This is a genomic window from Pseudomonas sp. PGPR40 (assembly GCF_022014505.1).
GTDB lineage: Bacteria > Pseudomonadota > Gammaproteobacteria > Pseudomonadales > Pseudomonadaceae > Aquipseudomonas.
Genome location: NZ_JAKLSP010000002.1, coordinates 167,791 through 193,419, shown reverse-complemented (window position 1 = coordinate 193,419; position 25,629 = coordinate 167,791). Strand labels below are relative to the sequence as shown.

20 protein-coding genes and 1 tRNA gene are annotated in these 25,629 nt (G+C 58.6%); 7 read left to right on the top strand and 14 right to left on the bottom strand.

Features of this window, described 5'->3' with window-relative positions; translation table 11 throughout:
• Positions 1-113 precede the first annotated feature (113 nt).
• From MEB48_RS02765 to MEB48_RS02720, 10 genes are all read right to left on the bottom strand, one after another.
• Entirely contained in the window at positions 114-2,069 is a 1,956-nt protein-coding gene (locus MEB48_RS02765) for an acetoacetate--CoA ligase (protein WP_237881646.1), read from the bottom strand.
• Between the two features lie 135 nt (positions 2,070-2,204).
• Positions 2,205-2,978, bottom strand: coding sequence for a 3-hydroxybutyrate dehydrogenase (gene hbdH, locus MEB48_RS02760; protein ID WP_237881643.1), 774 nt, complete (start codon positions 2,976-2,978; stop codon positions 2,205-2,207).
• Positions 2,979-2,985: 7 nt separating this feature from the next.
• Entirely contained in the window at positions 2,986-4,377 is a 1,392-nt protein-coding gene (locus MEB48_RS02755) for a GntP family permease (RefSeq protein WP_237881641.1), read from the bottom strand.
• 285 nt (positions 4,378-4,662) lie between these two features.
• Positions 4,663-6,078: a sigma-54 interaction domain-containing protein gene (locus MEB48_RS02750; RefSeq protein WP_237881639.1), complete on the bottom strand. Its 1,416-nt coding sequence runs from the start codon at positions 6,076-6,078 to the stop codon at positions 4,663-4,665.
• Positions 6,079-6,226: 148 nt separating this feature from the next.
• A complete protein-coding gene (locus MEB48_RS02745) occupies positions 6,227-7,807 on the bottom strand; it encodes an ABC transporter ATP-binding protein (RefSeq protein ID WP_237881637.1) in 1,581 nt (526 codons plus the stop codon).
• A 14-nt stretch (positions 7,808-7,821) separates the two neighbouring features.
• Positions 7,822-8,844 carry an ABC transporter permease gene (locus MEB48_RS02740; protein ID WP_237881635.1) on the bottom strand — a complete coding sequence of 341 codons (1,023 nt, stop codon included), beginning with the start codon at positions 8,842-8,844 and terminating at the stop codon, positions 7,822-7,824.
• A complete protein-coding gene (locus MEB48_RS02735; RefSeq protein ID WP_237881633.1) occupies positions 8,844-9,905 on the bottom strand; it encodes a microcin C ABC transporter permease YejB in 1,062 nt (353 codons plus the stop codon). The genes MEB48_RS02740 and MEB48_RS02735 overlap by 1 nt, the downstream gene beginning before the upstream one ends.
• Positions 9,905-11,773, bottom strand: coding sequence for an extracellular solute-binding protein (locus MEB48_RS02730; protein ID WP_237881631.1), 1,869 nt, complete (start codon positions 11,771-11,773; stop codon positions 9,905-9,907). Before MEB48_RS02730 ends, MEB48_RS02735 begins: the two co-directional genes overlap by 1 nt.
• Before the next feature lie 135 nt (positions 11,774-11,908).
• Positions 11,909-12,190, bottom strand: coding sequence for a peptidylprolyl isomerase (locus tag MEB48_RS02725; protein ID WP_007898306.1), 282 nt, complete (start codon positions 12,188-12,190; stop codon positions 11,909-11,911).
• A 134-nt stretch (positions 12,191-12,324) separates the two neighbouring features.
• Positions 12,325-13,206: an esterase/lipase family protein gene (locus MEB48_RS02720; protein ID WP_237881629.1), complete on the bottom strand. Its 882-nt coding sequence runs from the start codon at positions 13,204-13,206 to the stop codon at positions 12,325-12,327.
• A gap of 338 nt (positions 13,207-13,544) precedes the next feature.
• Here MEB48_RS02720 and MEB48_RS02715 point away from each other — a divergent pair, with 338 nt between their 5' ends.
• Positions 13,545-14,594 (top strand): hypothetical protein, encoded by a 1,050-nt coding sequence (locus tag MEB48_RS02715; RefSeq protein WP_237881627.1) that lies wholly within the window; start codon positions 13,545-13,547, stop codon positions 14,592-14,594.
• A gap of 58 nt (positions 14,595-14,652) precedes the next feature.
• Here MEB48_RS02715 and MEB48_RS02710 read toward each other — a convergent pair whose 3' ends face one another.
• Positions 14,653-15,741 (bottom strand): 3-deoxy-7-phosphoheptulonate synthase, encoded by a 1,089-nt coding sequence (locus MEB48_RS02710; RefSeq protein ID WP_237881625.1) that lies wholly within the window; start codon positions 15,739-15,741, stop codon positions 14,653-14,655.
• Positions 15,742-16,377: 636 nt separating this feature from the next.
• On the opposite strand from MEB48_RS02710, the gene MEB48_RS02705 reads away from it, so the two are divergent.
• The 6 genes from MEB48_RS02705 (at position 16,378) to MEB48_RS02680 (ending at position 20,908) form a co-directional block, all read left to right on the top strand.
• Positions 16,378-17,136, top strand: a complete 759-nt coding sequence (locus tag MEB48_RS02705; RefSeq protein ID WP_237881623.1) for a carbon-nitrogen hydrolase family protein — start codon at positions 16,378-16,380, stop codon at positions 17,134-17,136.
• Entirely contained in the window at positions 17,137-17,580 is a 444-nt protein-coding gene (locus MEB48_RS02700; RefSeq protein WP_237881621.1) for a GNAT family N-acetyltransferase, read from the top strand. It abuts the gene before it with no gap.
• Positions 17,581-17,707: 127 nt separating this feature from the next.
• Positions 17,708-18,349, top strand: a complete 642-nt coding sequence (gacA, locus tag MEB48_RS02695; RefSeq protein ID WP_008015884.1) for a response regulator transcription factor GacA — start codon at positions 17,708-17,710, stop codon at positions 18,347-18,349.
• Positions 18,350-18,351: 2 nt separating this feature from the next.
• Complete coding sequence (uvrC, locus tag MEB48_RS02690) at positions 18,352-20,175, top strand: excinuclease ABC subunit UvrC (RefSeq protein ID WP_237881619.1); 1,824 nt, start codon at positions 18,352-18,354, stop codon at positions 20,173-20,175.
• A 33-nt stretch (positions 20,176-20,208) separates the two neighbouring features.
• Complete coding sequence (gene pgsA / locus MEB48_RS02685) at positions 20,209-20,769, top strand: CDP-diacylglycerol--glycerol-3-phosphate 3-phosphatidyltransferase (protein ID WP_007896267.1); 561 nt, start codon at positions 20,209-20,211, stop codon at positions 20,767-20,769.
• A gap of 63 nt (positions 20,770-20,832) precedes the next feature.
• Positions 20,833-20,908, top strand: a tRNA-Gly gene (locus tag MEB48_RS02680).
• A 72-nt stretch (positions 20,909-20,980) separates the two neighbouring features.
• Here MEB48_RS02680 and MEB48_RS02675 read toward each other — a convergent pair.
• The 3 genes from MEB48_RS02675 to MEB48_RS02665 form a co-directional block, all read right to left on the bottom strand.
• Complete coding sequence (locus MEB48_RS02675; protein ID WP_237881617.1) at positions 20,981-21,283, bottom strand: putative quinol monooxygenase; 303 nt, start codon at positions 21,281-21,283, stop codon at positions 20,981-20,983.
• A gap of 131 nt (positions 21,284-21,414) precedes the next feature.
• The gene (locus tag MEB48_RS02670; protein WP_237881615.1) at positions 21,415-24,504 is read right to left on the bottom strand and encodes an efflux RND transporter permease subunit; all 3,090 of its coding nucleotides are present in this window, start codon (positions 24,502-24,504) and stop codon (positions 21,415-21,417) included.
• Complete coding sequence (locus tag MEB48_RS02665) at positions 24,501-25,610, bottom strand: efflux RND transporter periplasmic adaptor subunit (RefSeq protein WP_237881598.1); 1,110 nt, start codon at positions 25,608-25,610, stop codon at positions 24,501-24,503. The genes MEB48_RS02670 and MEB48_RS02665 overlap by 4 nt, the downstream gene beginning before the upstream one ends.
• Between the last annotated feature and the right edge of the window lie 19 nt (positions 25,611-25,629).

The following is a 25,629-nucleotide window of genomic DNA, read 5'->3' as shown; positions in this document are numbered from 1 at the left end:
GACGATCCACTGTGGGAGCGGGCTTGCTCGCGAAAGCGGCCTATCAGACAACATCAATGTTGAATGTGAAATCGTCTTCGCGAGCAAGCCCGCTCCCACAGTGAATCTACGTCTCAATCATTCAATTCAGGGCGATCACGAAACTGCTCCAGTGCCTCGGGATTGGCCAGTGCATCGGTGTTCTTCACCTGCTGGCCATGCACCACATTCCTCACCGCCAGCTCGACCACCTTGCCGCTGATGGTCCGCGGAATGTCCGTCACCGCGACAATCTTCGCCGGCACATGCCGGGGTGTGGTGTTGGCACGGATGACTTGGCGAATCTGTTGTTGCAGCGCTTCGTCCAGCTCGACACCGTCGCGCAACTTCACAAACAGCACCACCCGCACGTCATCCTGCCATTGCTGACCGATGGCCACGCTATCCAGTACCTGTGTGACTTTCTCCACCTGACGATAGATTTCTGCTGTGCCAATGCGTACACCGCCGGGGTTGAGTACCGCATCGGAACGCCCATGGATCAGCATGCCGCCATGGGGCAGTTGCTCGGCGTAATCGCCTTGGGCCCAGATGCCGGGGAACAGGCTGAAATAGGACTTCTGCAGCTTCTCCCCGTCAGGGTCGTTCCACAGCCCGATGGGCATGGCCGGAAAATGTCGGGTACACACCAGCTCGCCTTTTTCACCGATCACAGGCGTACCGGCGTCGTTCCAGACTTCCACCGCCATGCCCAGGCCCTTGCACTGCATTTCACCGCGGCGTACCGGCAGGAGCGGATTGCCGATCACAAAACAGGACACGATGTCGGTACCGCCGGACATCGAGGACAGGCACAGGTCGGATTTGAACGTTCGGTAGACGTAATCGAAGCTTTGCGGGGACAGCGCGGAACCGGTGGACAGCACCGTTTTGAGGCTGCTCAGGTCATGACTGTCGCATGGCTTCACACCGTTGCTTTCCAGCGCGGTGAGGAACTTGGGGCTGGTGCCGAAGACATTGATGCGTTCGTCGTCGATCAGGTCGATCAAGCGCTCCGGGCCTGGATGAAATGGCGAGCCGTCGTAAAGCACCACGGCGCTGTCGACGGCCAGGGCCGAGACCAACCAGTTCCACATCATCCAGCCGCAGGTGGTGTAGTAGAACAAACGGTCGCCGGGGCCGAGATCGGTGTGCAGGCCATGCTCCTTGACGTGTTGCAGCAGCACGCCGCCGGCGCTGTGCACAATGCACTTGGGCACGCCGGTGGTACCGCTGGAATAGAGGATGTACAGCGGATGGGCGAAGGGCACGGGGACGAATTGCGGCTCGCCGCCCGGATCGTAGAAATCGTCCCACAGCGTCACGTTGGCCTGACAGCGAAAATCCTCGATGCGCGTCTGGGGGCGTGCGTAAGGCACAACGATCAACTGCTGCAGGGACGGCAGTTGTCCGAGGATTTCATTGACCTTGGCGCTCTGGTCGATCTCTTTGCCGGCGTAGCGGTAACCGGCGCAGGTGATCAGCACTTTCGGCTCGATCTGGCCGAAACGGTCGATCACCCCGTGGGTGCCGAAGTCGGGTGAGGAACAAGACCAGATCGCGCCCAGACTGGTGGTGGCGAGCATGGCCACCAGGGTTTGCCAAGTGTTCGGCATGCACGCGGCCACGCGGTCGCCTAGGCCGACACCGGCAGCTTTCAGGCCGTTTTGAAAACCGGCGACATGGCTCGCGAGTTCAGCCCAGGTCAGTTGTTCCCGTTGGCCGTTTTCGCCGATGGCCACCACTGCCACGGCATCGTCACGACGGCGCAGCAAGTGTTCGGCGAAGTTCAGTGTGGCGCCGGGGAACCATTGGGCGCTGGGCATTTGTGCGCCCTCTATCAGCACCGTGTCTGGCTGATCGTGAAAACGGATGTCGAAGAAATCGACGATCGCCTGCCAGAAAGCTGCCCGCTGATCGATGCTCCATTGGTGCAGGGCAGGGTAGTTGGCGATCTCAAGGGTATGGCGCTGATTGACGAAGCGCCGGAAGGCCTCCATGCGGGTCTTGCCGATGCGCTCGGTGCCGGGTTGCCAGAGAATGTCGGACATGGCTTGGCCTCTCTCGTTCCCACGCTCTGCGTGGGAATGCCTCAATGGACGCTCCGCGTCCGCTTTGGGACGCTCCGCGTCCCGGGCTGCATTCCCACGCAGAGCGTGGGAACGATCATGCAGGCTGGCGGCGGGTTACTGCGCCAGCCACCCACCATCAATATTCCATGCCGCGCCACGCACCTGGCTACCGGCTTCGCTGCATAAAAACAGCACCAACTCACCCAGCTGCGACGGCGTCACGAATTCCAGAGACGGCTGTTTCTCGGCCAGCAAGTCATGTTGCGCCTGCTGCGGCTCGATCCCGGTCGCGGCGCGATCATCGATCTGCTTCTGCACCAGCGGCGTCAGCACCCAACCCGGGCAGATGGCGTTGCAGGTGACGTTCGTCGTAGCGGTTTCCAGACCGACCACCTTGGTCAGGCCGATCACACCATGCTTGGCCGCAACGTACGCCGCCTTGCCCACCGAACCGACCTGGCCATGCACCGAAGCGATGTTGATGATCCGTCCCCAGCCCTTGGTGCGCATCCCTGGCAAGCTCAAACGGGTGCTGTGAAACACCGACGACAGGTTGATCGCAATGATCGAGTCCCAGCGCTCCACCGGAAAATCTTCCACCGACGCCACATGCTGGATGCCCGCGTTGTTGACCAGGATATCCACGCCGCCGAACTCACGCTCGGCGTATTCAATCATCTCGGCGATCTGCGCCGGGTCGCTGACGTCGGCGGGGTGATGGCCGACCTTGCCGCCGAATTTTTCGATTTCGGCAACCACCGAGGACGCATCGCCGAAACCGTTGAGAATCAGGTTGGCACCAGCCTTGGCCAGGCTCAGGGCGATCCCCAGACCGATGCCGCTGGTGGAACCGGTGACCAGTGCGGTCTTGCCCGAAAGAGTCGTCATGAATACCTCACACAATGCCAGTGGCGTAGAAAGTACCGATCACCACAAAAACAGCGAGTGTCTTGATCAGCGTAATACAGAAAATGTCTTTATAGGCTTCGCGGTGGGTCAAACCGGTGACCGCCAGCAACGTAATCACCGCGCCGTTGTGCGGCAAAGTGTCCATGCCGCCACTGGCCATCGCGGCGACCCGGTGCAGCACTTCCAGCGGAATACTGGCGGCGTGGGCGGCGCTGATGAACGTCTCGGACATCGCCGCCAACGCGATACTCATGCCGCCCGATGCGGAGCCGGTGATGCCGGCCAACAGGGTCACGGTAATCGCTTCGTTGACCAGCGGATTGGGAATGCTTTTAAGCCAGCCGGACAACACCAGAAAGCCCGGCAACGACGCGATCACCGCACCGAAGCCGTATTCCGATGCCGTGTTCATGGCCGCCAGCAGCGCGCCGCTGACCGCACTTTTACTGCCTTCGGCCAACTTGCCGCGAATCGTCTGAAAGGCGAACACCAACACCATGACGATGCCTACCAGCAAGGCTGCCTGGACCGCCCAGATCGCTGTCAGTTTGGCGATGTCGGTGGTCACCGGTGCTGCCATGCCCGGCAGCGAAAGGCTGTGTGTCTTGCCATACCACTCTGGAATCCAGCGGGTGAACAGCAAGTTCATCAGACCTACCATCAACAGCGGCGACAGTGCGATCCATGGATTAGGCAGCTTGATGTCCGGCGCGGTTTCCGGCTCGTTGCGTAACGCTGAGCCATATCCCTCACCGCTGCGCTGGGCCTTGTTGCGCTGGCTCTGCAGAAACAGCATGCCGGCGCTGAACACGAAAATCGTGCCGATCACACCCAGCCACGGTGCCGCCCAGGCGGTGGTGTTGAAGAAGGTGCTGGGGATGATGTTCTGGATCTGCGGCGTGCCGGGCAGGGCGTCCATGGTGAACGAGAATGCGCCGAGGGCGATGGTCGCCGGGATCAGGCGCTTGGGAATATTGCTCTGACGGAACATCTCGGCGGCAAACGGGTAGACCGCAAACACCACCACAAACAGCGACACGCCGCCGTAAGTGAGCAGGGCGCAGACCAGCACGATCACCAGCATGGCCTGGCGAGTACCGAGAAGGCGAATCGCCGCCGCGACGATGGAGCGGGAGAAGCCCGACAACTCGATCAGCTTGCCGAACACGGCACCGAGCAGGAACACCGGGAAATACAGTTTGACGAAGCCGACCATTTTTTCCATGAACACCCCGGTGAAGACTGGGGCAACGGCGGAAGGGTCGGTGAGCAGGACGGCGCCGAGGGCGGCGATCGGGGCAAAGAGGATAACGCTGTAGCCACGGTAAGCAGCCACCATCAGCAGCGTGAGGGCTGCCAAGGCAATGATCACACTCATGGTGTGTCTCCTGGATTGTTATTTTTGTAGGTGAAGCTTTGTTGGGAGGGCTATAGCGAGTTTCGTGCCAGAAGATAAGCTATTGAAATTTAAAGGAATTATTTGTTTGTGAGATGATTGTGTGGGTTTTTGTCTCTGTATTGAGATTTTTGCTGGCTGGGCTGACGCTTTCGCGGGCAAGCCTCGCTCCTACGGGGATTGGGGTATATGCGCCATCGCGCTACCTGTAGGAGCGAGGCTTGCCCGCGAAGAGGCCATGTCTACCAATAGAGATCCAATGTCTCTTTATGGAGACTCAGCAATCCCCAACGCCACCATCTTCTTGTACAGCGTCGACCGCCCCAACCCCAACCGTGCCGCCGCGTCGATAACCTTCCCACCGCATTGCGCGAGGGCGGATTCAATCAACTGCCGATCAAACCGCTCGCGAGCCTCACTGAAGGTTTCATGGGCAATCGGTTCAAGGGGCGGAGGCGTCACACGCTGCACCGGCATAAAACTGCCAATTGCCGCGCGGATATCCACTGCATTCAGCATCAAATCATCACTGAGCAAGGCCGCGCGTTCCAGCACGTTGCGCAGTTCGCGGATGTTCCCCGGCCAGGCATGTTGACCCAACAAATCCAAGGCTTCGGGGTTCAGTTCGTGCTGACTACGCAGCTCCTCGAGAATTGCTTCACTGAGGGCCGGCAAATCATCAAGGCGATCACGCAGCGGCGGGACCTGGATCGGCAGGACGTTGAGGCGGTAATACAAATCGGCACGAAACTCGCCGCGTTTGATTGCCGCTTCCAGATCGGTGGAGGTGGCCGCGATCACCCGCACATCGCTCTGGATCACTTCGTTGGAGCCCACCGGCTCGAATTCCTTTTCCTGCAGCACTCGCAGTAACTTGCTTTGCAGCGGCAGTGGCATGTCGCCGATCTCATCGAGAAACAGCGTACCTCCCTGAGCGATCTGCAACTTGCCGGAGCGGCCCTTGCGATCGGCGCCGGTGAATGCGCCAGGCGCGGTACCAAAAAACTCGGCTTCCAGCAGCGCGTCGGGAATCGCTGCGCTGTTGATACTGACAAAGGCTTTGTGCGCACGCGGTGAGGCGCCGTGAATTGCCTGGGCCAGCAGCTCCTTGCCAGTACCGGTTTCGCCCAGCAACAACACCGGAGACTCGGCACTGGCGCTGCGCCGGGCGCGGCGTTTGACTTCCAGGCTGGCGGCGCTGGTGCCGATGAAATGGGCGAAGTTGTACTTGGTCTGCCGTGCCCGCAGCAGCGAGCGGGTAGAGGCCAGTTCTTCCTGCATGCTCAGGTACCGTTTGAGCATCGGCGACAGGCTGCGCAACTCGTCGAACAGGGCAAAGCCGATGGCGCCGATCACCGCGCCGGCATCGTCGTGAATCGGCAGGCGCATCACCACCAGCGGTTCCTTGGGGGTGTCCTGCATGTCCAGCAGAATGGGTCGTCCGGTGCGCACCACTTCGCGCAACAGGCTGCCGGGGATCACGCTTTCACAGGCCCTGCCGATCGCACCTGCGGCCGATTCGAGACCGAAACGCTTTGCGTAACGCTCGTTCATCCAGACGATGTTCGCATCGCGATCGACAATCACCGTGCCTTCGCTCGATTGCTCGATGATTTCGAACAGTGAGCGGATCGCCAGGGTGCGAACGCGCTGGTAGTCCTTGAGGCTTTCGGTGGTGTTCATCGGTGTCATATCCAGAATGTGTGGTGTTGTTATGGGCGTCTTCGCGAGCAAGCCCGCTCCCACATTTGAATTGAGGTGTTAATGCGATCCAATGTGGGAGCGGGCTTGCTCGCGAAGGCCGCGACACGGTCCAACGACATGGCGCCGATTATGCCCACCCCGGACGCGCCGCCGCCAACAGCTCCTTGGTATACGGATGCTGCGGCGAATCAAACACGTCGTGGCTCGCGCCGCTTTCCACCACTTTGCCGTCCTTGATCACGATCATGTCGTGGGCCAGGGCGCGTATCACGGCCAGGTCGTGGCTGATGAACAGGTAGGTCAGGCCATGTTTTTCCTGAAGCTGGCGGAGCAGGGCGACCACTTGTTTTTGCACCGTGCGATCCAGCGCCGAGGTCGGTTCGTCGAGCAGGATCAGCGCCGGTTTCAGCACCAGTGCCCGGGCGATGGCGATGCGTTGGCGTTGGCCGCCGGAAAACTCGTGCGGATAGCGATGACGACTTTGCGGGTCGAGGCCGACTTCTTCCAGCACCTGGATCACTTGCGCTTCGCATTCGTCCGGGGTGGACTGGCTGTGAACCTCAAGACCTTCACTGATGATCTGCGCCACCGACATCCGCGGGCTGAGGCTGCCGAAGGGATCCTGAAATACCACCTGCATCTTTTTGCGCCACGGTCGCAGCTGCTTTTGCGTCAAGCCATCCAGGGCCTCACCCTGAAAGCGAATGCTGCCCTGCGAGTCGAGCAAGCGCAGGATCGCCTGCCCGAGGGTGGACTTGCCCGAACCGGATTCGCCGACGATGCCCAAGGTCTTGCCGCGCTGAACATTCAGACTGATGCCATCCACCGCGCGCAGGTATGTTTTACGCTGAAACAGCCCGCCACCGAGGGCGAACTGTACGTGCAGATTGTCCACTTCCAGCACCTTTTCACGCTCGTCCCGGGACAGGGCTTCGCCTTCCGGTTCGGCGTTCAACAGCACGCGGCTGTAAGGATGTTTCGGCTCGGTGAACAGTATTTCGCAGGGCGCCTGCTCGACGATTTCCCCGGCTTTCATTACGCACACTCGCTGGGCGATGCTGCGCACCAGATTGAGGTCGTGACTGATCAGCAGCAATGACATGCCGAGTCGCTTTTGCAGGGATTTGAGTAGCAACAGAATCTTGCGCTGCACCGTCACATCCAGCGCGGTGGTCGGCTCATCGGCGATCAGCAATTCCGGCTCGCAGGCCAGTGCCATGGCGATCATCACCCGTTGTCGCTGGCCGCCGGACAGTTGATGGGGATAGGCCTTGAGCCGCTCTTCGGGCTTCTGGATGCCCACCAGTTGCAGCAGCTCGAGTATCCGCGCTTGCGCCGCTTTGCCACCTAGCCCCTTATGCAGCAGCAGGGTTTCGCCGATCTGCTTTTCAATGCTGTGCAGCGGGTTGAGGGAGGTCATCGGCTCCTGGAAGATCATCGCGATCCGGTTGCCGCGCAGCTCACGCAAAACCTTGATGTCGGTGCCGATCAATTCCTGGCCTCGATAGCGAATGCTGCCGGTGGTTTCAGTGCCAGTCTCGGGCAGCAGTTGCAGGATCGAGTGGGCGGTCACCGACTTGCCGCAACCCGACTCGCCGACCAGCGCCAGGCATTCGCCGGGGCGGATGTCCAGGCACAGGTTGCGCACCACCGTCTGGCCGCTGAAGGCGACGGTGAGGTCACGGATTTCGATCAGGTTGTCACTCATATCAACAGTCCGCGTCATGACCTGGGATCAAAGGCATCACGCAACGCCTCGCCAATGAACACTAATAAAGAAAGAATCAGCGCCAGGGTGAAAAACGCCGTCAACCCCAGCCACGGTGCTTGCAGATTCTGCTTGCCTTGACCGATCAATTCACCCAGAGATGCACTGCCGGCCGGCATGCCGAAGCCGAGGAAGTCCAACGCCGTGAGGGTGGAGATCGCCCCGGTCAGGATGAACGGCAAATAACTCAGCGTGGCGTTCATCGCGTTGGGCAGAATGTGCCGCACAATCACCTTGCGGTCGGTCAGGCCCAGCGCACGGGCGGCCTTGACGTATTCCAGGTTGCGCCCGCGCAGGAACTCGGCGCGCACCACGTCCACCAAAGCCAGCCAGGAAAACAGCGCCATAATCCCCAGCAGCCACCAGAAATTCGGCTCGACGAACCCCGACAGAATGATCAGCAGGTACAGCACCGGCAGCCCCGACCAGACTTCCAGCAAGCGCTGACCGAGCAGGTCGACCCAGCCACCGTAATAGCCTTGCAGGGCGCCGGCGGCGATGCCGATCAGCGCGCTGATAAACGTCAGCGCCAACGCAAACAAAATCGACACCCGCGCCCCGAAAATCACCCGGGCCAACACGTCGCGGGCCTGATCGTCGGTGCCCAGCCAGTTGACCTTCGACGGCGGGCTCGGCGCCGGTTGGTTGAGATCGTAATTGGGCGTGTCGTGGCTGAACGGGATCGGCGGAAACAGCATCCAGCCGCCATCCTTGTGGATCAGTTTCTGCACGTAATCGCTGCGGTAGTCAGCCTGGAATGGCAGTTGCCCGCCAAACTCCTGCTCGGTGTGGCGTTTGAATGCCGGGAAATACAGCGAGCCCTGATAACTGACCATCAGCGGTTTGTCGTTGGCGATCAACTCGCCGCCCAGGGTCAACAGGAACAGGCCGATAAACAACCACAACGACCACCAGCCCCGACGGTTTTTCTTGAAACGATCGAAACGGCGACGGCCCAGCGGCGAGAGCTTGAACATCAGGCGTTCCTCGCCGCGAAGTCGATACGTGGATCGACCAGGGTGTAGCAAAGGTCGCCGATCAGTTTTATCAGCAGGCCGAACAAGGTGAAGATGAACAGCGAACCGAAGACCACCGGGTAATCCCGTGAAACCGCAGCTTCATAACTCATGCGACCCAGGCCATCGAGGGAAAAAATCACTTCGATCAGCAGCGAACCGGCGAAAAAGACGCTGATGAAGGCCTGCGGAATCCCTGATACCACCAACAGCATCGCGTTACGAAACACATGGCCGTAAAGCACCCGGCGTTCGCTCAAGCCCTTGGCACGGGCAGTCACCACATATTGGCGTGTGATTTCATTCAGAAAGGAGTTTTTGGTGAGAATGGTCAGCGTGGCGAAACCGCCAACTACCAGCGCCGTCACCGGCAGCACCAGGTGCCAGAAGTAATCAACGATCTTGCCAAGGGTCGATAACGAGTCAAAGTTGTCCGAAACCAGTCCGCGCACCGGGAACCAGTTCAACGAGGTGCCGCCGGCGAAAACCACGATCAGGAACATTGCGAACAGGAATGCCGGCATCGCATAACCGATGATGATCGCGGTGCTGCTCCAGATATCGAAATGGCTGCCATGGTGCACAGCCTTGCGGATGCCCAGAGGGATCGACACCAGATAAGTGATCAGCGTGGCCCAGAGCCCGAGGGAAATGGTCACCGGCATTTTTTCCAGGATCAGGTCAGTGACGGTGGCGCCGCGGAAAAAGCTCTTGCCGAAGTCGAGGCGGGCATAGCTCTTGAGCATCAACCACAGACGTTCCGGTGCCGGCTTATCGAAGCCGTATTGCTTTTCGATCTCTTTGATCAACTGCGGATCGAGCCCACGACTGGCACGCGAACTGCCCTGCACGGCGTCGCTGGAACCTCCGTCGATATTCGTGCCGCCGATGCCTTGCAACTGCGCAATGGCCTGTTCCACCGGGCCACCAGGTGCGGCCTGAACGATGATGAAATTGACCAGAAGAATGATCACCAGTGTCGGAATGATCAGCAGCAAGCGCCGCAATACGTAAGCCCACATCAGTGTGGCCCTCCGGGTTTGCCGCGTTTGATGAGCTCGGCAGTCATCTGTTGGTTGGTCAAAGGAGTGGAGCTCACTTGCCACCAACTCTCGATGGCTGCGTCATTGCTCGCCTGTACCGAGGGAATGCCGAAGCGGTTCCACCACACGGTCGAGCTGCCTGGCGGGTAGTAGTTGGGAATCCAGTAGAAGTTCCATTGCAGGACACGGTCCAGGGCATGGGCGTAGCGCAGCATGTCAGCCTGGGTCGTAGCGCGGACCAGCCCATTGATGAGCGTATCGACCGCCGGGTTCTTCAGCACCATATAGTTGTTGGAACCGGCATCGTTGGCCGCTACTGAGCCAAAATAGTTGTACAACTCGTTGCCCGGCGAAGTGGTGACCGGGTAGCCGGTGACGATCATGTCGTAATCCCGGGACATCAGGCGATTTATGTACTGGGACGCGTCGATGTGGCGAATATTCAGGTCGATGCCGATTTGTTTCAGGGTGCGCTTATAAGGCAGCAGCAATCGGTCCATGCCGTTCTGGCTGATCAGGAAGGTGAAGCTCAGCGGTTGACCTTGTGCATTGACCAGCTGATCGCCATCGGGTTTCCAGCCCGCCTGTTCGAGCAAGTCCAGGGCTTGCAACTGTTTGTCGCGAATTACGCCGCTGCCGTCGGTTTTCGGTGCTTCGAAGACCTGGGTGAAAACTTCGTCGGGGATCTGCCCGCGCAGCGGCTCGAGAATCGCCCGCTCACCTGCGTCGGGCAGTTGCCGGGCAGCAAGGTCGGTATTGGAAAAGTAGCTCTGCTGGCGGATGTACAGGTTGCGCATCATTTGCCGGTTGCTCCACTCGAAATCCCAGAGCATGGCCAGGGCCTGGCGCACTCGGCGGTCCTGAAACATCGGGTTTTGCAGGTTGAACACAAACCCCTGAGACGATTGCGGTGCCTCTTTGGCCAGGTGGGCCTTTTGCAGGCGACCGTCACTCAGCGCCGGGCTGTCGTAGCCGATGGAGTAGGCGGTGGCGGAGAATTCGCGGTTGTAATCGTAGGCGCCGCCACGCAGCACCTGACGGGCAACGTCGGTATCGCCGAAGTACTCGATGCTGAAATGATCGAAGTTGTAGAGGCCGCGACTGACCGGTAAATCCTTGCCCCACCAGTCGGCGTTACGCTCGAAGGTGATGCTGCGCCCGGAGTCGACCTTGCTCACGCGGTATGGCCCGCTGCCCAGCGGTGGCTCGTAACCACCGCCGCTGGCAAAGTCGCGGGATTTCCACCAGTGCTCGGGAAATACCGGCAAGGTTGCGAGGTCGAGGGGCAGGGTGCGGTTTTCGTTGCTCTTGAAGTCGAATCGAACGGTAAGTGCCGACTCTACTTCGACGCCTTTGACGTCGGCGAATTGCGTGCGATAGCGCAGGCTGCCCTGGGTCATCAGCAGGTCGAATGTATAGCGCACGTCTTCGGCGGTGATCGGCTTGCCGTCGGCGAAACGGGCCTTCGGATTCAGGTAGAAACGTAAAGACAGTCCGTCATCGGAACGCTCCATCCGTTGGGCCACCAAGCCGTAGACAGTATAGGGCTCGTCCAGCGAACGCTGGGCCAGGGGCGAGTAGATCAAACCATCGATCTGCGTGACACCCGTGCCTTTGTCGATGTACGGCAGGATATGGTCGAAATGACCGATTTCCACCGCCGAGCGACGCATCGTGCCGCCCTTGGGCGCTCGCGGGTTGGTGTAGGCGAAATGGCTGAAGCCAGCGGGATACTTCGCCGGTTCACCGTACACGGTCAACGCATGTTGCGGTGCAGCGTTCACACCGCCGGCGCCCAACAACAGGGCCACGGCAGTGAACAACAAAGTGGGGAAAGCCAGTCGCATTGTCAGCCTTGGAGCCGGGTGGTCGATAACCACAATTTGTACGCTAGCGGCGCGTCCCTCGCCAGCCGTATCACGTAACGAAAGCACAACGGCCCACCAAAGGGCGGGCCGTTGTGTAGAAAGCTCAAGGGTTGATCAGTCCTGACGGCTGGTCACTTCCAGCAGGTGGTAACCGAACTGGGTCTTGACCGGGCCTTGTACCACGTTGATCGGTGCGCTGAAGACCACGGTGTCGAATTCCTTGACCATCTGGCCTGGACCGAACGAACCCAGATCACCGCCCTGGCGGCTGGACGGGCAGCTGGAGTTGGCTTTAGCGACTTCGGCGAAGTCGGCACCGGCCTCGATCTGGGCTTTGAGTTCATTACACTTTTCTTCGCTGGAAACCAGGATGTGACGGGCAGTGGCTTTGGCCATGGGAAAATACTCCATTCAATGTTCAATAAAGTGCGGAGCCTACCGGATTCAGTGGGCTATTTCTCTCTCAAAGTTCCATTAATGTCAGTTCCGACAATGTCAGTTCCGTCTATCGCGTGGCATCAAGGCATTGCTTAAAGGCCGGCATTTCTCAAGCGTTCGGCATGCTGTACGTAAAGGGCGATCGGGTCGATGCCCTTGCGGACTTGACCGGTTGTCTGGCCGAGGCCATCTAGATGATCCAGCGGATAGTCTGAACGGATCACTTTACCCAGATGGCTGCTGAATCGGCCAACCATGCCGTCATTCTGCTCGGCTTCGGTGGTGAAATAGTGGGAGAAAGCCCGGAGGAACCCGTGCAACGGATTGACTGCATGGAGCCCCTCATCGGGAATGTTTCCCTGCAGGGTGCCGCTCCAGGAATAGTAGCGCACGCCGTTCACCAATTCGCGACCCTTGCCGCCCCAGGTTTTCGGCAGGCCTTGAGGGTACTTGTCGTTGAATGCGCCGACGCCTTCGGTGGTCAGCGCATTGAGCGCGGCGATGGCATTCTGCGGCAGGTGCCGGTTGCCGCTGAGCAACGACAGGAAGTCGGCGAACAGGGTGGCCACCGCTCCGGCGACATGCTCCGGCAGGCGCCCGGGCGTCAGCGCCTTGCGCAGGAAATCGGCCAGTTCCGAGCCATGGTTCGGCCCGCTGACCGATGTCACCGAGGCGACTGCCTCCGGCGCCAGAGCTCCGGCATACCGTGCAGCCAATGCGCCCTGACTGTGACCGATCAGGTTGACTTTGCTTGCACCGGTTCCTTGCAATACCCGGTCGATCTGCGCCAACAGTTGTTCACCGCGGGTTTCATTGCTGTGGGTAGCTGACAGATGTGGGATGAAAACCCTCGCGCCGGCACTTCTCAGGGCCAGCTTGACGTCATGGAACAGTTCCAGATTGTCGATGCGGTCGAAGCCGAAGAGCCCATGGGCCAGCAGGATGGGATACTGAGTGGTTGCATTCCTTAGCATGTAGATTCCTTTTTCGCAGTAGGTCAGGTGTGTACTCAAGGGGCACTCTAATGCACACCAGCCGTTCGGCGATGTATGAAAAAGCCGCTGCAACCTGATGAAAACGGAATAGAAACGGTACGAAAGTTCGGATGAACATGCGGTCCTGATCGGAATATCCGGACATCCTTTTAACGATGGCTGAACGCTTCTTCGTAATGACCTACCTCTGAAACGTCCTTTTACTGTGCAAGCCGACGCGATTGTCCGGCAGCGCGGATTGGCGTCGTGGGGTTCAATAGGCTTCGTTCGATGCCGACCTTCAAGGCGGCATTTATTCCAAGGACTGGAGCGTATGAATGACTTGTGAAGCAGATAGCCTGAATGTCGTAGAGCAATATAGGGCGGCACCACAGCTGGACCAGGCGATTAACGCTACGCTCGATCCATCCGAAAAAAAGGCCATCGTCACCGTCGCGGCTTACCCCGGCATGGTCTGTGGCGACAAACTGGACATGCTCTGGTCAGGTATCGACTCAGAGGGTGTTGCGTATTGGCATGAGGTGTCGCGTTTTGTCAGCGAAGCTCAGGTGGGCAGGGCGATTGTCTTTTGCGTATCGGGTGTACACATCGCCGCACTGGACGGCGGGTCACTCGAGGTTTACTACATCCTCTACACTGCGCGCCTTCGTGAACCTGTGGAGTCCGGGCGCTTATACCTGAACGTCGGGGATGCCCGGCCAGATTTGTTGCCTGTGATGGTGGACGATGCGGTGGGCGGCACGCTCGATCCGGACAGGGTCGCGGAGGGCGCGCGCGTAACGATCAGACCGTATGCCCGGATGGCGGCTGGGGATCGGGTCTTGCTGTCCTGGGCAGGCGTTACGCCACAAGCGAGCTTCAATGACGCATTGAAAATCGAATCCTTTGCAGTCGGCGGCGAACTATCGTTTTGGGTAAGTCCCGACTGTATTGCACCCAATCTCGGGGCAGTCGTAACGATCAGCTATAGCGTCGAGCAGAAGGGGCAAGCATCACGCTTCTCGGAGCCCGCACGGCTATTGATCGGCCCGCTGGAGCGAGGACCGCTTTTGCCACCTACCGTGCTGGAAGCCGATGAGGGTTGGCTGGATCTGCAAGATGCGATCGATGGTGTCACGATTGTGATCGACGATGCCCAGGCCGAAGAGGGGGAATTGATCTATCTGAAATGTGACGGGGAGCATTTCAGTCATCGCGATGATCGTGAAATATCCAGGGAAATGGCCGGTCAGCCGCTGGTATTTATCGTTCCCTATAGATTCTGGCGCGAGCATCGGGACTTGACGGTCCGAGTAGCCTATTCAGTTGAACGTCTCGACGATGTGAGCCAGCAGTCCGAAGCCACGTTGGTGCAAGTGCAGTCATAACTGATTTAACATCAACCGCCGTCCGGTTTTCGATTGAAAGCCGGACGGCGGGCACTGGTCACTTTGGCTGTTGAGTGTGGCGCTGAGAACGAAGTCGCTCGGCTGCCTGCAGTAACAATTGTTCCGTCCCGGTCCAGCCTAGGCAGCCGTCCGTTACTGACACGCCGTAACGCAGCGACGGGCTCAATGGCTGACAGCCTTCGAACAGATGGCTCTCAAGCATCATGCCGACCAGCGAGCGATCACCTTGCAGGCGTTGTTCAAACACATCGTTGAACACGGCTGGCTGACGCAATGGATCTTTACCGCTGTTGGCATGGCTGCAGTCAACCATGATCCGTGCCGGAATCTTGAGTCTGGTCAAATCGCTGTGCACTTGGGCGATGCTGTCGCGGTCGTAGTTCGGCCCGCGATGGCCGCCACGCAGTACCAGGTGGGTGTCGGGGTTGCCCGGTGTCTGGATAATTGCAGGGTGCCCTTGGCTATCGACGCCGAAATGCCGATGCGGATGGGCGGCCGAGCGCATGGCGTCGCTGGCGATAGCCACACCGCCATCGGTACCGTTCTTGAACCCTACCGGCATGCTCAGGCCGCTGGCCATCTCCCGGTGGATCTGTGATTCGGTGGTACGGGCGCCAATCGCAACCCAGCTCAGCAGGTCATCGAAGTAGCCGGCGGCCATCGGCTGCAGCAGCTCGGTAGCAATGGGTAAGCCCAGTTGGAGCATTTCGCGCATCAATTCGCGGGACAGCGTCAAACCGCCCGCCATGTCATCGCTGCCATCCAGTTGCGGGTCGTAGGCCAGGCCTTTCCAGCCGATCGTGGTGCGGGGTTTTTCGACGTAGGCGCGCATCACCAGTAGCATTTCATCGCTGACTTCGGCGGCCAGCCGGGCCAGGTTGGCGGCGTATTCGAGGGCTGAACGGGGATCGTGAATCGAGCAGGGGCCGACGATGACCAGCAGACGGGAGTCTTCACCGTTGAGGATCGCGCGAACCGCCTGACGGTGAGCGGCGACTTGCCGGGTCAGGGCATTGCTGAGGGGTAATTGTTGTTTGAGCTGCAATGAGCTGGGCAGACGCAAAGTCAGCGCTTCATTGGCAGGGCTCAGGGTGGACAGTGGCAGAGCAGAGACGGACGAGTTCATATTCGGGCTTCCTGGGCTGGCGGCGGGTTCGTTCCCGCGCGCTCGGCCCTACTGGGGTGTTCGACAATTGGCCGGATTGGCTGCGTGTGTGTGCTTGCCACCTGTGGGTGACCGATCGGAGGCGGCAGGCTGTCCCGAGCGGAGGCTGATAAATCGCCAGGCGGTAAAACTGTCGTAACGGTAATAAGTGGCGTAGTTCATGTCGTGAATCCTCAAATTGTCTGGTTGTCGCTAAAAATGTATGCAGCTAAATGCAGGGCGCTGAAAAAACAAAACCCCCGGTCGGGGAGCCGACCGGGGGTTGAGAATTCTCTGGTGGCGACCCGTTTAAAGTGGGCGCCGTGTGGGTATCAGGCGCGCCAGTGGCTAAACCAATACCCAAAATAAAAGCTGACCGAAGCACAAACGTCATTCGCCCGGGCAGCCACAACCGAGCGCGAGGCGCTGAGGTTACGAAGCTGTGAGAGGGCGTTGAGCATGGTCTGTCTCCGATGAATGCACCGAGCTTACTAGAGGCCGGTACGCGGATTCAATCAGAAAATGCTATCGAAGATCACGGGCTTTTCTATCGCTTGAGTACATAGAGGGTTGTGACACACTTTGCGCTGCGCCCAAACAACGACATAAGGACGAACCATGACGACACTGAGCATCGCCGCCGCTCAATCGATCTCCATTGCCGGTGATCTTGCTGCCAATATTTCCTGGCATCAGCGCTTCATGCAGGTTGCCGCGGAGCAGGGCGTGCAATTGCTGGTGTTTCCGGAGCTATCGCTGACCGGGTATGAGCGTAGCCTGGCGGCAGAGTTGGCCATAGCGCCTGACGCCGGGGTGTTGCAGCCGCTGCGCGATTTCGCACGGGAAGTCGGTGTGACCAGTATCGTCGGGATGCCGATTCGTCTGTCGGACGATTCACCGGTATTGATCAGTGCTCTGGTATTGGGCGCCGACGGTTCGCTCGGGGTTTACAGCAAACAGCATCTGCATCCGGGCGAGGAAGTGGCGTTTGCCCCGGGAACGGGCGGTTCGACATTAAAGATCGGTACCGACACCGTCGCGCTAGCGGTATGCGCCGATTTTTCTCACGCCAGTCACGCGGCTGCCGCGGCACGGCAGGGCGCTGATCTTTACGCTGCGGGCGTGTTGATCACAGAAAACGGCTACGCTCCAGATACCGCACTACTGCAAGGTTATGCCCAAACCCATGCGATGGCGGTGCTGATGGCCAACCATGGCGGCGCAACGGGTGGCTGGGTATCGGCAGGACGCAGTGCAATCTGGGCGGCGGACGGGACGTTGATTGTGGCGGCACCGGGCACGGGGAACCTTATGGTCGTTGCTCGCCGCAATGTCGACGGCTGGAAGGGGCAAATCGTGGCTGTGGCGGAGGCTTGAATGGGGTTCGAATTACGTCCGGCAACATCTCGGGACCTGGACTTCGCTCGTAACCTGACTTGCCGAAACATGCTTCGCTACTACATTCAACATGAACTGTTATGGCTGGACGAGGCCTTCGATGTCGCTTGGGAGGGGCGCGAAAACTGGCTGATTGTGCGTGATGAAACGCTGATGGGTTATATCAGCCTGAGCCGTGATGCCAGAGCCTTGTATATCCGCGAATTGCATTTACTTGAAGCGTACCAGGGCCAGGGCGCAGGTTCCTGGGCGATCGATCAGGTATTCGCCATGGCATGCAAGGAGCGACGTTCGGCATTGCGTCTGACCGTTTTTGAAAATAACCCGGCAAAAAAGCTCTACGAAAGAAAGGGGCTGAAGGTGGTCGGCAAAGACGACTGTTTCCTGAGAATGCAGCGTGATATCAATGGACTGCTTCGCTGAAACACTCTGGTGGCAAGCCTCGCAAGAAGAATTGACACTTTTTATATGCTGCTTTGCGCTAGGTCTGCCAGTTGCTTTTTGCTAAGGTGTTCGGCAATCCAATAAGACCAAATCGCGAGGTGTCTGCTTGATTAGGGTGCTAGTAGTCGATGACCATGATCTCGTTCGTACAGGCATTACACGAATGCTGGCTGACATCGATGGCCTGCAAGTAGTCGGCCAGGCTGAGTCAGGGGAGGAATCCCTGCTTAAAGCGCGAGAGTTGAAACCCGATGTTGTGCTGATGGACGTCAAGATGCCCGGGATCGGTGGTCTTGAAGCCACGCGCAAATTATTGCGCAGTCATCCAGACATCAAAGTCGTCGCAGTCACCGTGTGCGAAGAGGATCCGTTTCCTACCCGGCTGTTGCAGGCAGGTGCCGCAGGTTATCTCACCAAGGGCGCCGGATTGCCTGAAATGGTCCAGGCCATTCGCCTGGTGTTTGCCGGGCAACGCTATATCAGCCCGCAAATTGCCCAGCAACTGGCGATCAAATCGTTCCAGCCAACCAATGATTCGCCCTTCGACGCGTTGTCGGAGCGGGAAATCCAGATTGCGTTGATGATTGTTGGCTGCCAGAAGGTGCAGATCATTTCTGACAAGCTGTGCCTGTCGCCAAAAACAGTGAATACCTACCGTTACCGAATTTTCGAGAAGCTTTCGATCAGCAGCGATGTCGAGTTGACGCTGTTGGCGGTTCGTCACGGCATGGTTGATGCCAGCCTCTAAAAATGACTGAAACTTTCGATCCAAGTGCTTTTCTGTCGACGGTCAGTGGGCGGCCGGGCGTCTATCGCATGTTCGACATCGATGCGCGTCTGCTGTATGTCGGCAAAGCCAAAAATCTCAAGAAACGTCTGGCGAGCTACTTCCGCAAGGCGGGTCTCGCCCCCAAGACCGCTGCGCTGGTAGGCCGTATCGCCCAGGTCGAAACCACTATCACGGCCAACGAAACCGAAGCCTTGCTGCTTGAACAGACGCTGATCAAGGAATGGCGCCCGCCGTACAACATCCTGCTGCGCGACGACAAATCCTACCCTTATGTCTTTCTCTCGGATGGTCAGTTCCCACGCTTGAGCATTCATCGGGGGGCGAAAAAGGCCAAGGGCAAATATTTCGGCCCTTATCCCAGCGCCGGTGCGATTCGCGAAAGCCTGAGTCTGCTGCAAAAGGCTTTTTTTGTTCGTCAGTGTGAAGACAGCTTTTACAAGAACCGCGCTCGACCTTGCCTGCAATACCAGATCAAGCGCTGCAAGGCACCGTGTGTGGGACTGGTGGAGCCCGAGGTGTATGCCGAAGATGTGCGCCACTCGGTGATGTTTCTTGAAGGGCGCAGCAACGCCCTGGCGGACGAGTTGTCTGCGGCCATGGAGGAGGCGGCGGCTAACCTCGAGTTCGAGCGCGCCGCCGAGTTGCGTGACCAGATCTCATTGCTGCGTCGGGTCCAGGATCAGCAAAGCATGGAAGGCGGGACAGGTGATGTCGATGTGATTGCGGCGTTCGTCAATCCAGGTGGCGCCTGTGTGCACTTGATCAGCGTGCGCGGTGGCCGGGTGTTGGGGAGCAAGAACTTCTTTCCGCAGGTGGGTATTGAGGAAGACGTTTCCGAGGTCATGGCCGCGTTTCTCGGCCAATATTACATCAGCAGTCCCGAACGCGACTTGCCGAGCGAGCTGATCGTCAACGTGGTTCACGAAGACTTTCCGACCCTGATCGCAGCCATCGAAGAGCTGCGCGGTCGTGAGTTGACCATCAGCCATCGAGTACGCGGCACCCGAGCGCGCTGGCAGCAATTGGCGGTCACTAATGCCGAGCAAGCACTGGGCGCACGTCTGGCTAACCGGCAACACGTTGCGGCACGTTTCGATGCCCTCGCCGACGTGCTGAACCTGGACGAACCGCCGCAACGTCTTGAGTGTTATGACATCAGTCATTCCAGCGGCGAGGCCACTGTGGCGTCCTGTGTGGTGTTCGGCCCGGAAGGCCCGATCAAATCCGACTATCGCCGCTACAACATTGAAGGCGTTACGCCGGGCGATGACTACGCCGCGATGCATCAGGCCCTGAGCCGGCGCTTCAGCAAATTGAAGGACGGCGAGGGCAAGTTGCCGGACATTTTGCTGGTCGACGGCGGTAAAGGTCAGCTGTCCATGGCCCGTGATGTGCTTAACGAACTAGCCGTGCCAGACCTGATTCTCTTGGGTGTGGCCAAGGGCGCAACACGCAAGGCCGGTTTCGAAACCCTGTACCTCAACGATGCGGCCCATGAATTCACCTTGCGCGGCGATTCCCCCGCGCTGCATTTAATTCAGCAGATACGCGACGAAGCCCACCGTTTTGCCATTACCGGGCACCGTGCACGTCGTGGAAAAACTCGCCGCACGTCTACACTTGAGGGCGTTGCCGGCGTCGGACCGACACGACGACGCGATTTGTTGAAACATTTTGGTGGATTGCAGGAGCTGTCTCGTGCCAGCATCGAAGAGATCGCCAAAGCACCCGGAATCAGCAAAAAGCTCGCAGAGTTGATTTATGCAAATCTGCACAGCGAGTAGAATGCCCAACTCACCTCGTAGCCAGTTGTGCCGATGAATATCCCTAATCTGATTACCGTTCTACGCGTCCTGCTCATCCCGATCTTCATTTTGCTGTTTTACTTGCCTTACCACTGGAGCTATTTGGCGTCCGCCTCGGTCTTTGCATTTGCTGCCGCGACCGACTGGCTCGACGGATATCTAGCCCGTCGTCTGGAACAAAGCACACCGTTCGGGGCCTTCCTCGATCCTGTTGCGGACAAGTTGATGGTCGCCGTTGCCCTGGTTCTGCTGGTGCAAGAACATGGCAATCTGTGGCTCACGCTGCCGGCCGCCGTGATCATCGGTCGTGAAATTGTCGTTTCCGCACTGCGCGAGTGGATGGCTGAACTCGGTGCCCGTGCTCATGTGGCGGTGTCGAACCTGGGCAAATGGAAAACCGCCGCGCAAATGCTGGCGCTGGTGATCCTGCTGGCCAATCCGTCGAGTTTCAGCTTCTGGGTCCTGATGGGCTACGCCTTGCTGCTGGTGTCCGCAGGCCTGACGTTGTGGTCCATGGTCCAATATTTACGGGCTGCCTGGCCGCATCTGAAGACGGACGTGGAAAAGAAATAAAACTTTTTTGAATCAAGGGGTTGACGGCGCATCTGGATTCTATAGAATGCGCCTCACCAAGACGCGGGAATAGCTCAGTTGGTAGAGCACGACCTTGCCAAGGTCGGGGTCGCGAGTTCGAGTCTCGTTTCCCGCTCCAAGCATTAAAAAATGGATCTCTGAAAAGAGGTCCATTTTTTTTCGTCCAAAGAAAAGTTTTTCTAAATGGGATCTAAGCCGGGATCGTTGATCCAAGGTGCAAAACGGTCGCAGGGCCTGCCCTGAAGGTAGGACTGTATGCGTCAGCTGCAATCATATGAGGCGTAATTTCATGAGCTTCCAGGGCTGATTTCGACGCCCATCGCTCAATCAAAACAAATTGGTCTTCATCGTCAGTGACCCTATGAAGGTCGTATTGCAGGCACCCATCTTCATTTCTGACAAGTGGGGCAAGTTTTTCAAATGCATCAATTTGCTCTTGTCCTCGCCCCACCTGCGTAGAAATCAAAATTACCAGCTTCACTTCACTAGACATAAACATGCTCCATGCTGGTATTCAGAAATTTGATTGCATTACCTATTGAGAACACATGAATTGTCAACTTTGTAGTGAGGTGAACAACGAGAGGACGGGATGGCGTCCTCTCTTCTAGTCAGTTCGGGCGCTTACGCCAGCTCTGCTATTTCAGTTTGCCTCTGAGTGACAGGACTGATCTTGAACCAGATGGAGTACATCGCCGGCAGAAACACTAGCGTGATGATGGTTCCGACGAACGTGCCTCCGATCAGTGTGTAGGCCAGGGTCCCCCAGAAGACGGAGTGAGTCAGGGGGATGAATGCCAGGATGGCTGCGAGCGCTGTCAGCAGCACCGGGCGAGCACGTTGCACGGTGGCTTCGATCACTGCGTGGAACGGATCCAGTCCTTCTTGTGCGTTGTGATGGATTTGCCCAATCAGAATCAGCGTATTACGCATCAGAATACCCGAAAGTGCGATCAGGCCGACCAGGGCGTTGATACCAAACGGTTGCTGGAAGATGAGCAATGTCGGCACCACGCCAATCAACCCCAGCGGCGCGGTGAGAAACACCATGATCATCGCCGAGATCGAACGTACTTGCAGGATGATGATCAGCAGCGTGATGGCAATCATGATCGGGAGCAGCGGCAATATCGCCTGGCCGGCCTTGCCCGACTCCTCAATGGCTCCCGACTGCTCGATACGATACCCATCAGGCAACTTGTCGATGACCGGCTGCAGTTCCTTTGTGATCACGCTCGAGACGTCCGGTGGCTGCAAGCCTTCGGCAATGTCGCCGCGCACGGTAATGGTCGGTGTGCGGTCACGACGCCGTAGGATCGGATCCTCCATACGCACGTCGACTTCCCCTACCTGGGACAGCGGAATCCGCTGGCCCGCCATGCCCACGAGTGTAAAGCCTTCTATTTTTGCAGGGTCGAGCCGGATATCACCCGCGGCGCGCCCGATCACCTGCACCGAACGAATGTCCTCACGAACTGCCGTGATGGGTACCCCCGCGAGCAGGAACTGCAGCTGCTGCGCGACAGCACTGGACGTCAGCCCCACCGCCTGCAAGCGGTCCTGATCCAGGGTGAAATGCAACGTCGGCGTAAGCGGGCCCCAGTCGGTGTTGACGGTTCTCATCATTGGGCTCGCCTGCATCGCTTCCTGTACCTGGCCTGCGATCTCACGCAATTTTGTCGAATCAGGTCCCATCACCCGGTAGGCAACAGGGAATGGCGAATACGGACCAAACACCAGTTGAGTCACTCTGATACGGGCTTCTGGGGCAAGTCCCTCGGCAGCCGCCTCGCGAATACGGAACTTGAGGGTCTCGCGCGCCTCCTGACTGTCCGTCAGCACCACAATCTTGGCGAACGATGGATCAGGGAGTTCCGGCGCCATCGCCAGGTAGAAGCGCGGCGCGCCTTGTCCGATATAAGCGGTGACGATTTTTGCCTCATCCTGCTTTTGCAGCCAGGCCTCAATCCTGGCGGTGGTGGCACTGGTCTGCTCGATGGAGGTTCCATAGGGCATTTGCACTTCGACCAACACCTCAGGACGGTCCGAGGTGGGGAAGAACTGCTTCTTGACCAGGCTCATGCCGAGAATCGCTACGACAAACGTAGTAATAACAGTACCGGCCACCAGCCATTTGCGGGCGATGACGCGCGTCAAAATCTGGCGGAAGCGGTTGTAATTAGGGGTGTTATAGATGGCCGCGTGACCACCTTCGACCTTCTTGATCTTCGGCAACATCTTCACGCCCAGATAGGGGGTAAAAACCACCGCCACCACCCATGATGCAATCAGGGCAATGCCCACGATCCAGAACATGTTGCTGGTGTACTCGCCGGCTGTCGACTGTGCGAAGCCGTTGGGCAAAAAGCCGATAGCGGTCACCAGCGTACCGGAAAGCATCGGTGCGGCCGTATGACTCCAGGCATACGCGCAAGCGTTGATGCGGTCATAGCCTTCCTCCATTTTCACCACCATCATCTCGATAGCAATGATGGCGTCGTCCACCAGCAGTCCAAGCGCCAGAATCAGCGACCCGAGGGTAATACGGTCAAAGTTCTTTCCAGTGGCCGCCATCACCACAAACACTACGGCCAGCGTCAACGGCACAGCCGCCGCCACCACAATACCTACGTGCCAGCCCATGCTGAGAAAGCAGACAAGCATCACAACCAGTAGGGCGACGAAGAACTTGACCATGAACTCGTCGACGGACGAACTGATATTCACAGACTGATCGGTGACCTTGGTGAGCGTCATGCCCAGCGGCATGCCTTCATTGATTCTGGTCGTCTCCGCGTCCAATGCCTTGCCCAGGTCAAGACCGTTCCAGCCCTCACGCATCACGACCCCCAGCAGCAGGGCCTCCTCACCGTTATTACGTACGAGGAAGGTTGCCGGATCTTCATAGCCACGCTCGACCGTAGCCACGTCCGAGAGCTTCAGTGTTCGACCTTGCACCGCAAGAGGTGTGTCACGAATCTTCTGCACCTTATCGAAGGCCCCGTCGAGGCGGAGGAAGATTTGCGGCCCATCGGTTTCAATCGAGCCGGCAGGCGTCAGCACATTCTGATTGTTCAGCGCGGCAAAAATGTCCTGGGGAGATACACCCAGCGTGGTCAACCGATCATGAGAGAAGGAAACAAAGATGCGTTCGGCCTGCTCACCAATGATGTTGACCTTCTTCACACCCGGCACGTGCAACAGGCGCTGGCGCAACGATTCCGCATCACGCACCAGCAGTCGCTGCGGCTCGCCTTTGGCTTTCAAGGCGAAAAGCGCAAATGTCACATCTGCAAACTCGTCGTTGACCATCGGGCCAATGACACCTGCCGGTAGCTTGATGGCCTCATCGTCGAGCTTTTTACGCGCCTGATAGAACTCATCCTGCACTTGGGAAGGCGGTGTGCGATCGAGCAGTGTCACCATGGTGAAGGCAAGACCTGGACGGGTGTAGGTTTCCGTGCGGTCGTACCATTTCAGTTCTTGCAGGCGTTTTTCAAGTGGCTCTGCAACCTGATCTTGCATCTCCTGCGCTGTAGCGCCTGGCCACGCGGTAATGACCGTCAACTGCTTGACCGTAAACGGAGGATCTTCCGCACGCCCCAGTTGGAAGAACGACAGGATCCCTGCAACAGCGATCAGCAAGATCAAGAATACCGTGATCGAGCGCTCGCGAACGGCGATCGCCGAAAGGTTGAAGCGCCCCTGGCTCATGGATGGCTCCCGGCAACTTTGATGTCACCCTGTTGAGCCAGTCTCACCTCCTCACCATCGCGCAGCAGATGTGTGCCTAACGCGACAATCTGCTCGCCGACCTTGAGATCGCCTGCAACTCGCGCTGCGTCGTCGCTCAAGCCCAAGACCCGAACAGGCCGCCAGGTCACCTTCGCTGGTTCGCCAGCAATGACCCACACGCCAGTGCCTTTGCCCGGGTCATAAACGGCAGCGATCGGCACTTGCAACACCTGTGCATTTGCGGTGCCTTCGGCGATCCGAAGCGTGACGGTCGACCCCAGCGGCGCATTGGCCAACGCGCCCTCAAGCACATACCGCGCCTCAAAGGTGCGCGTCATACGGTCGGCCGAGTCAGAAAGCAACCTCAGCTTCGCTGTAACAGCACCCGTGGTATTGCCGTAAAGCGTTGCCTGCGCAGTGGACCCTGCTGCCGGGCGTAGTGTCTCGGGCAGGTGCACGATGGCTTCGCGCTGCCCGGCCCGTGCCAGTCGAACCACGGGCTGCCCCGGGCTGACAACTTGCCCGGGCTCGGCGAGCGTCTCCACCACAACGCCATCGGAATCAGCAAACAACACCGCATAACCGGAAGCATTGCGAGCCACGTCAGCCTGCGCCTCTGCAGCGCTGAACTGTGCCTTTGCGGTATCAGCCGCTGCTTTGATCTGGTCGTAGGCCGATGCAGAAATAGCGCCTGCGGCGACCAGGTCGCGATATCGGGCCTCGTCATCAGCTGTCTGCCTGGCTCTGGCCCGAGCGGCCATGACCGACTCTTGCTGTGCTCGCGCCTGCAACCCCAGGTCGATTGGGTCGAGACGCAGGAGCGGCTGACCCCGCTTAACGGTCTGACCAGTGTCAACCAAACGCTCAAGTATCTTGCCTGATACCCGAAAGCCCAGGTCAGCCTGGACGCGGGCAGCCACGACGCCAGTGAAAGAGCGTGAAACGTCGGACGAACCCTGAACCGCAGTGGACCTCACCAGAGGGGCATGCGTGCGTGGATCTTCAGCGGTGGACGAGTTGCCGCACGCCGTCAAGACGAGAGGCAACAAGCAAGCAGCAATAGGGACAGGTCGAAGCCGGCGCATAGATTCCCTTACTTAAACA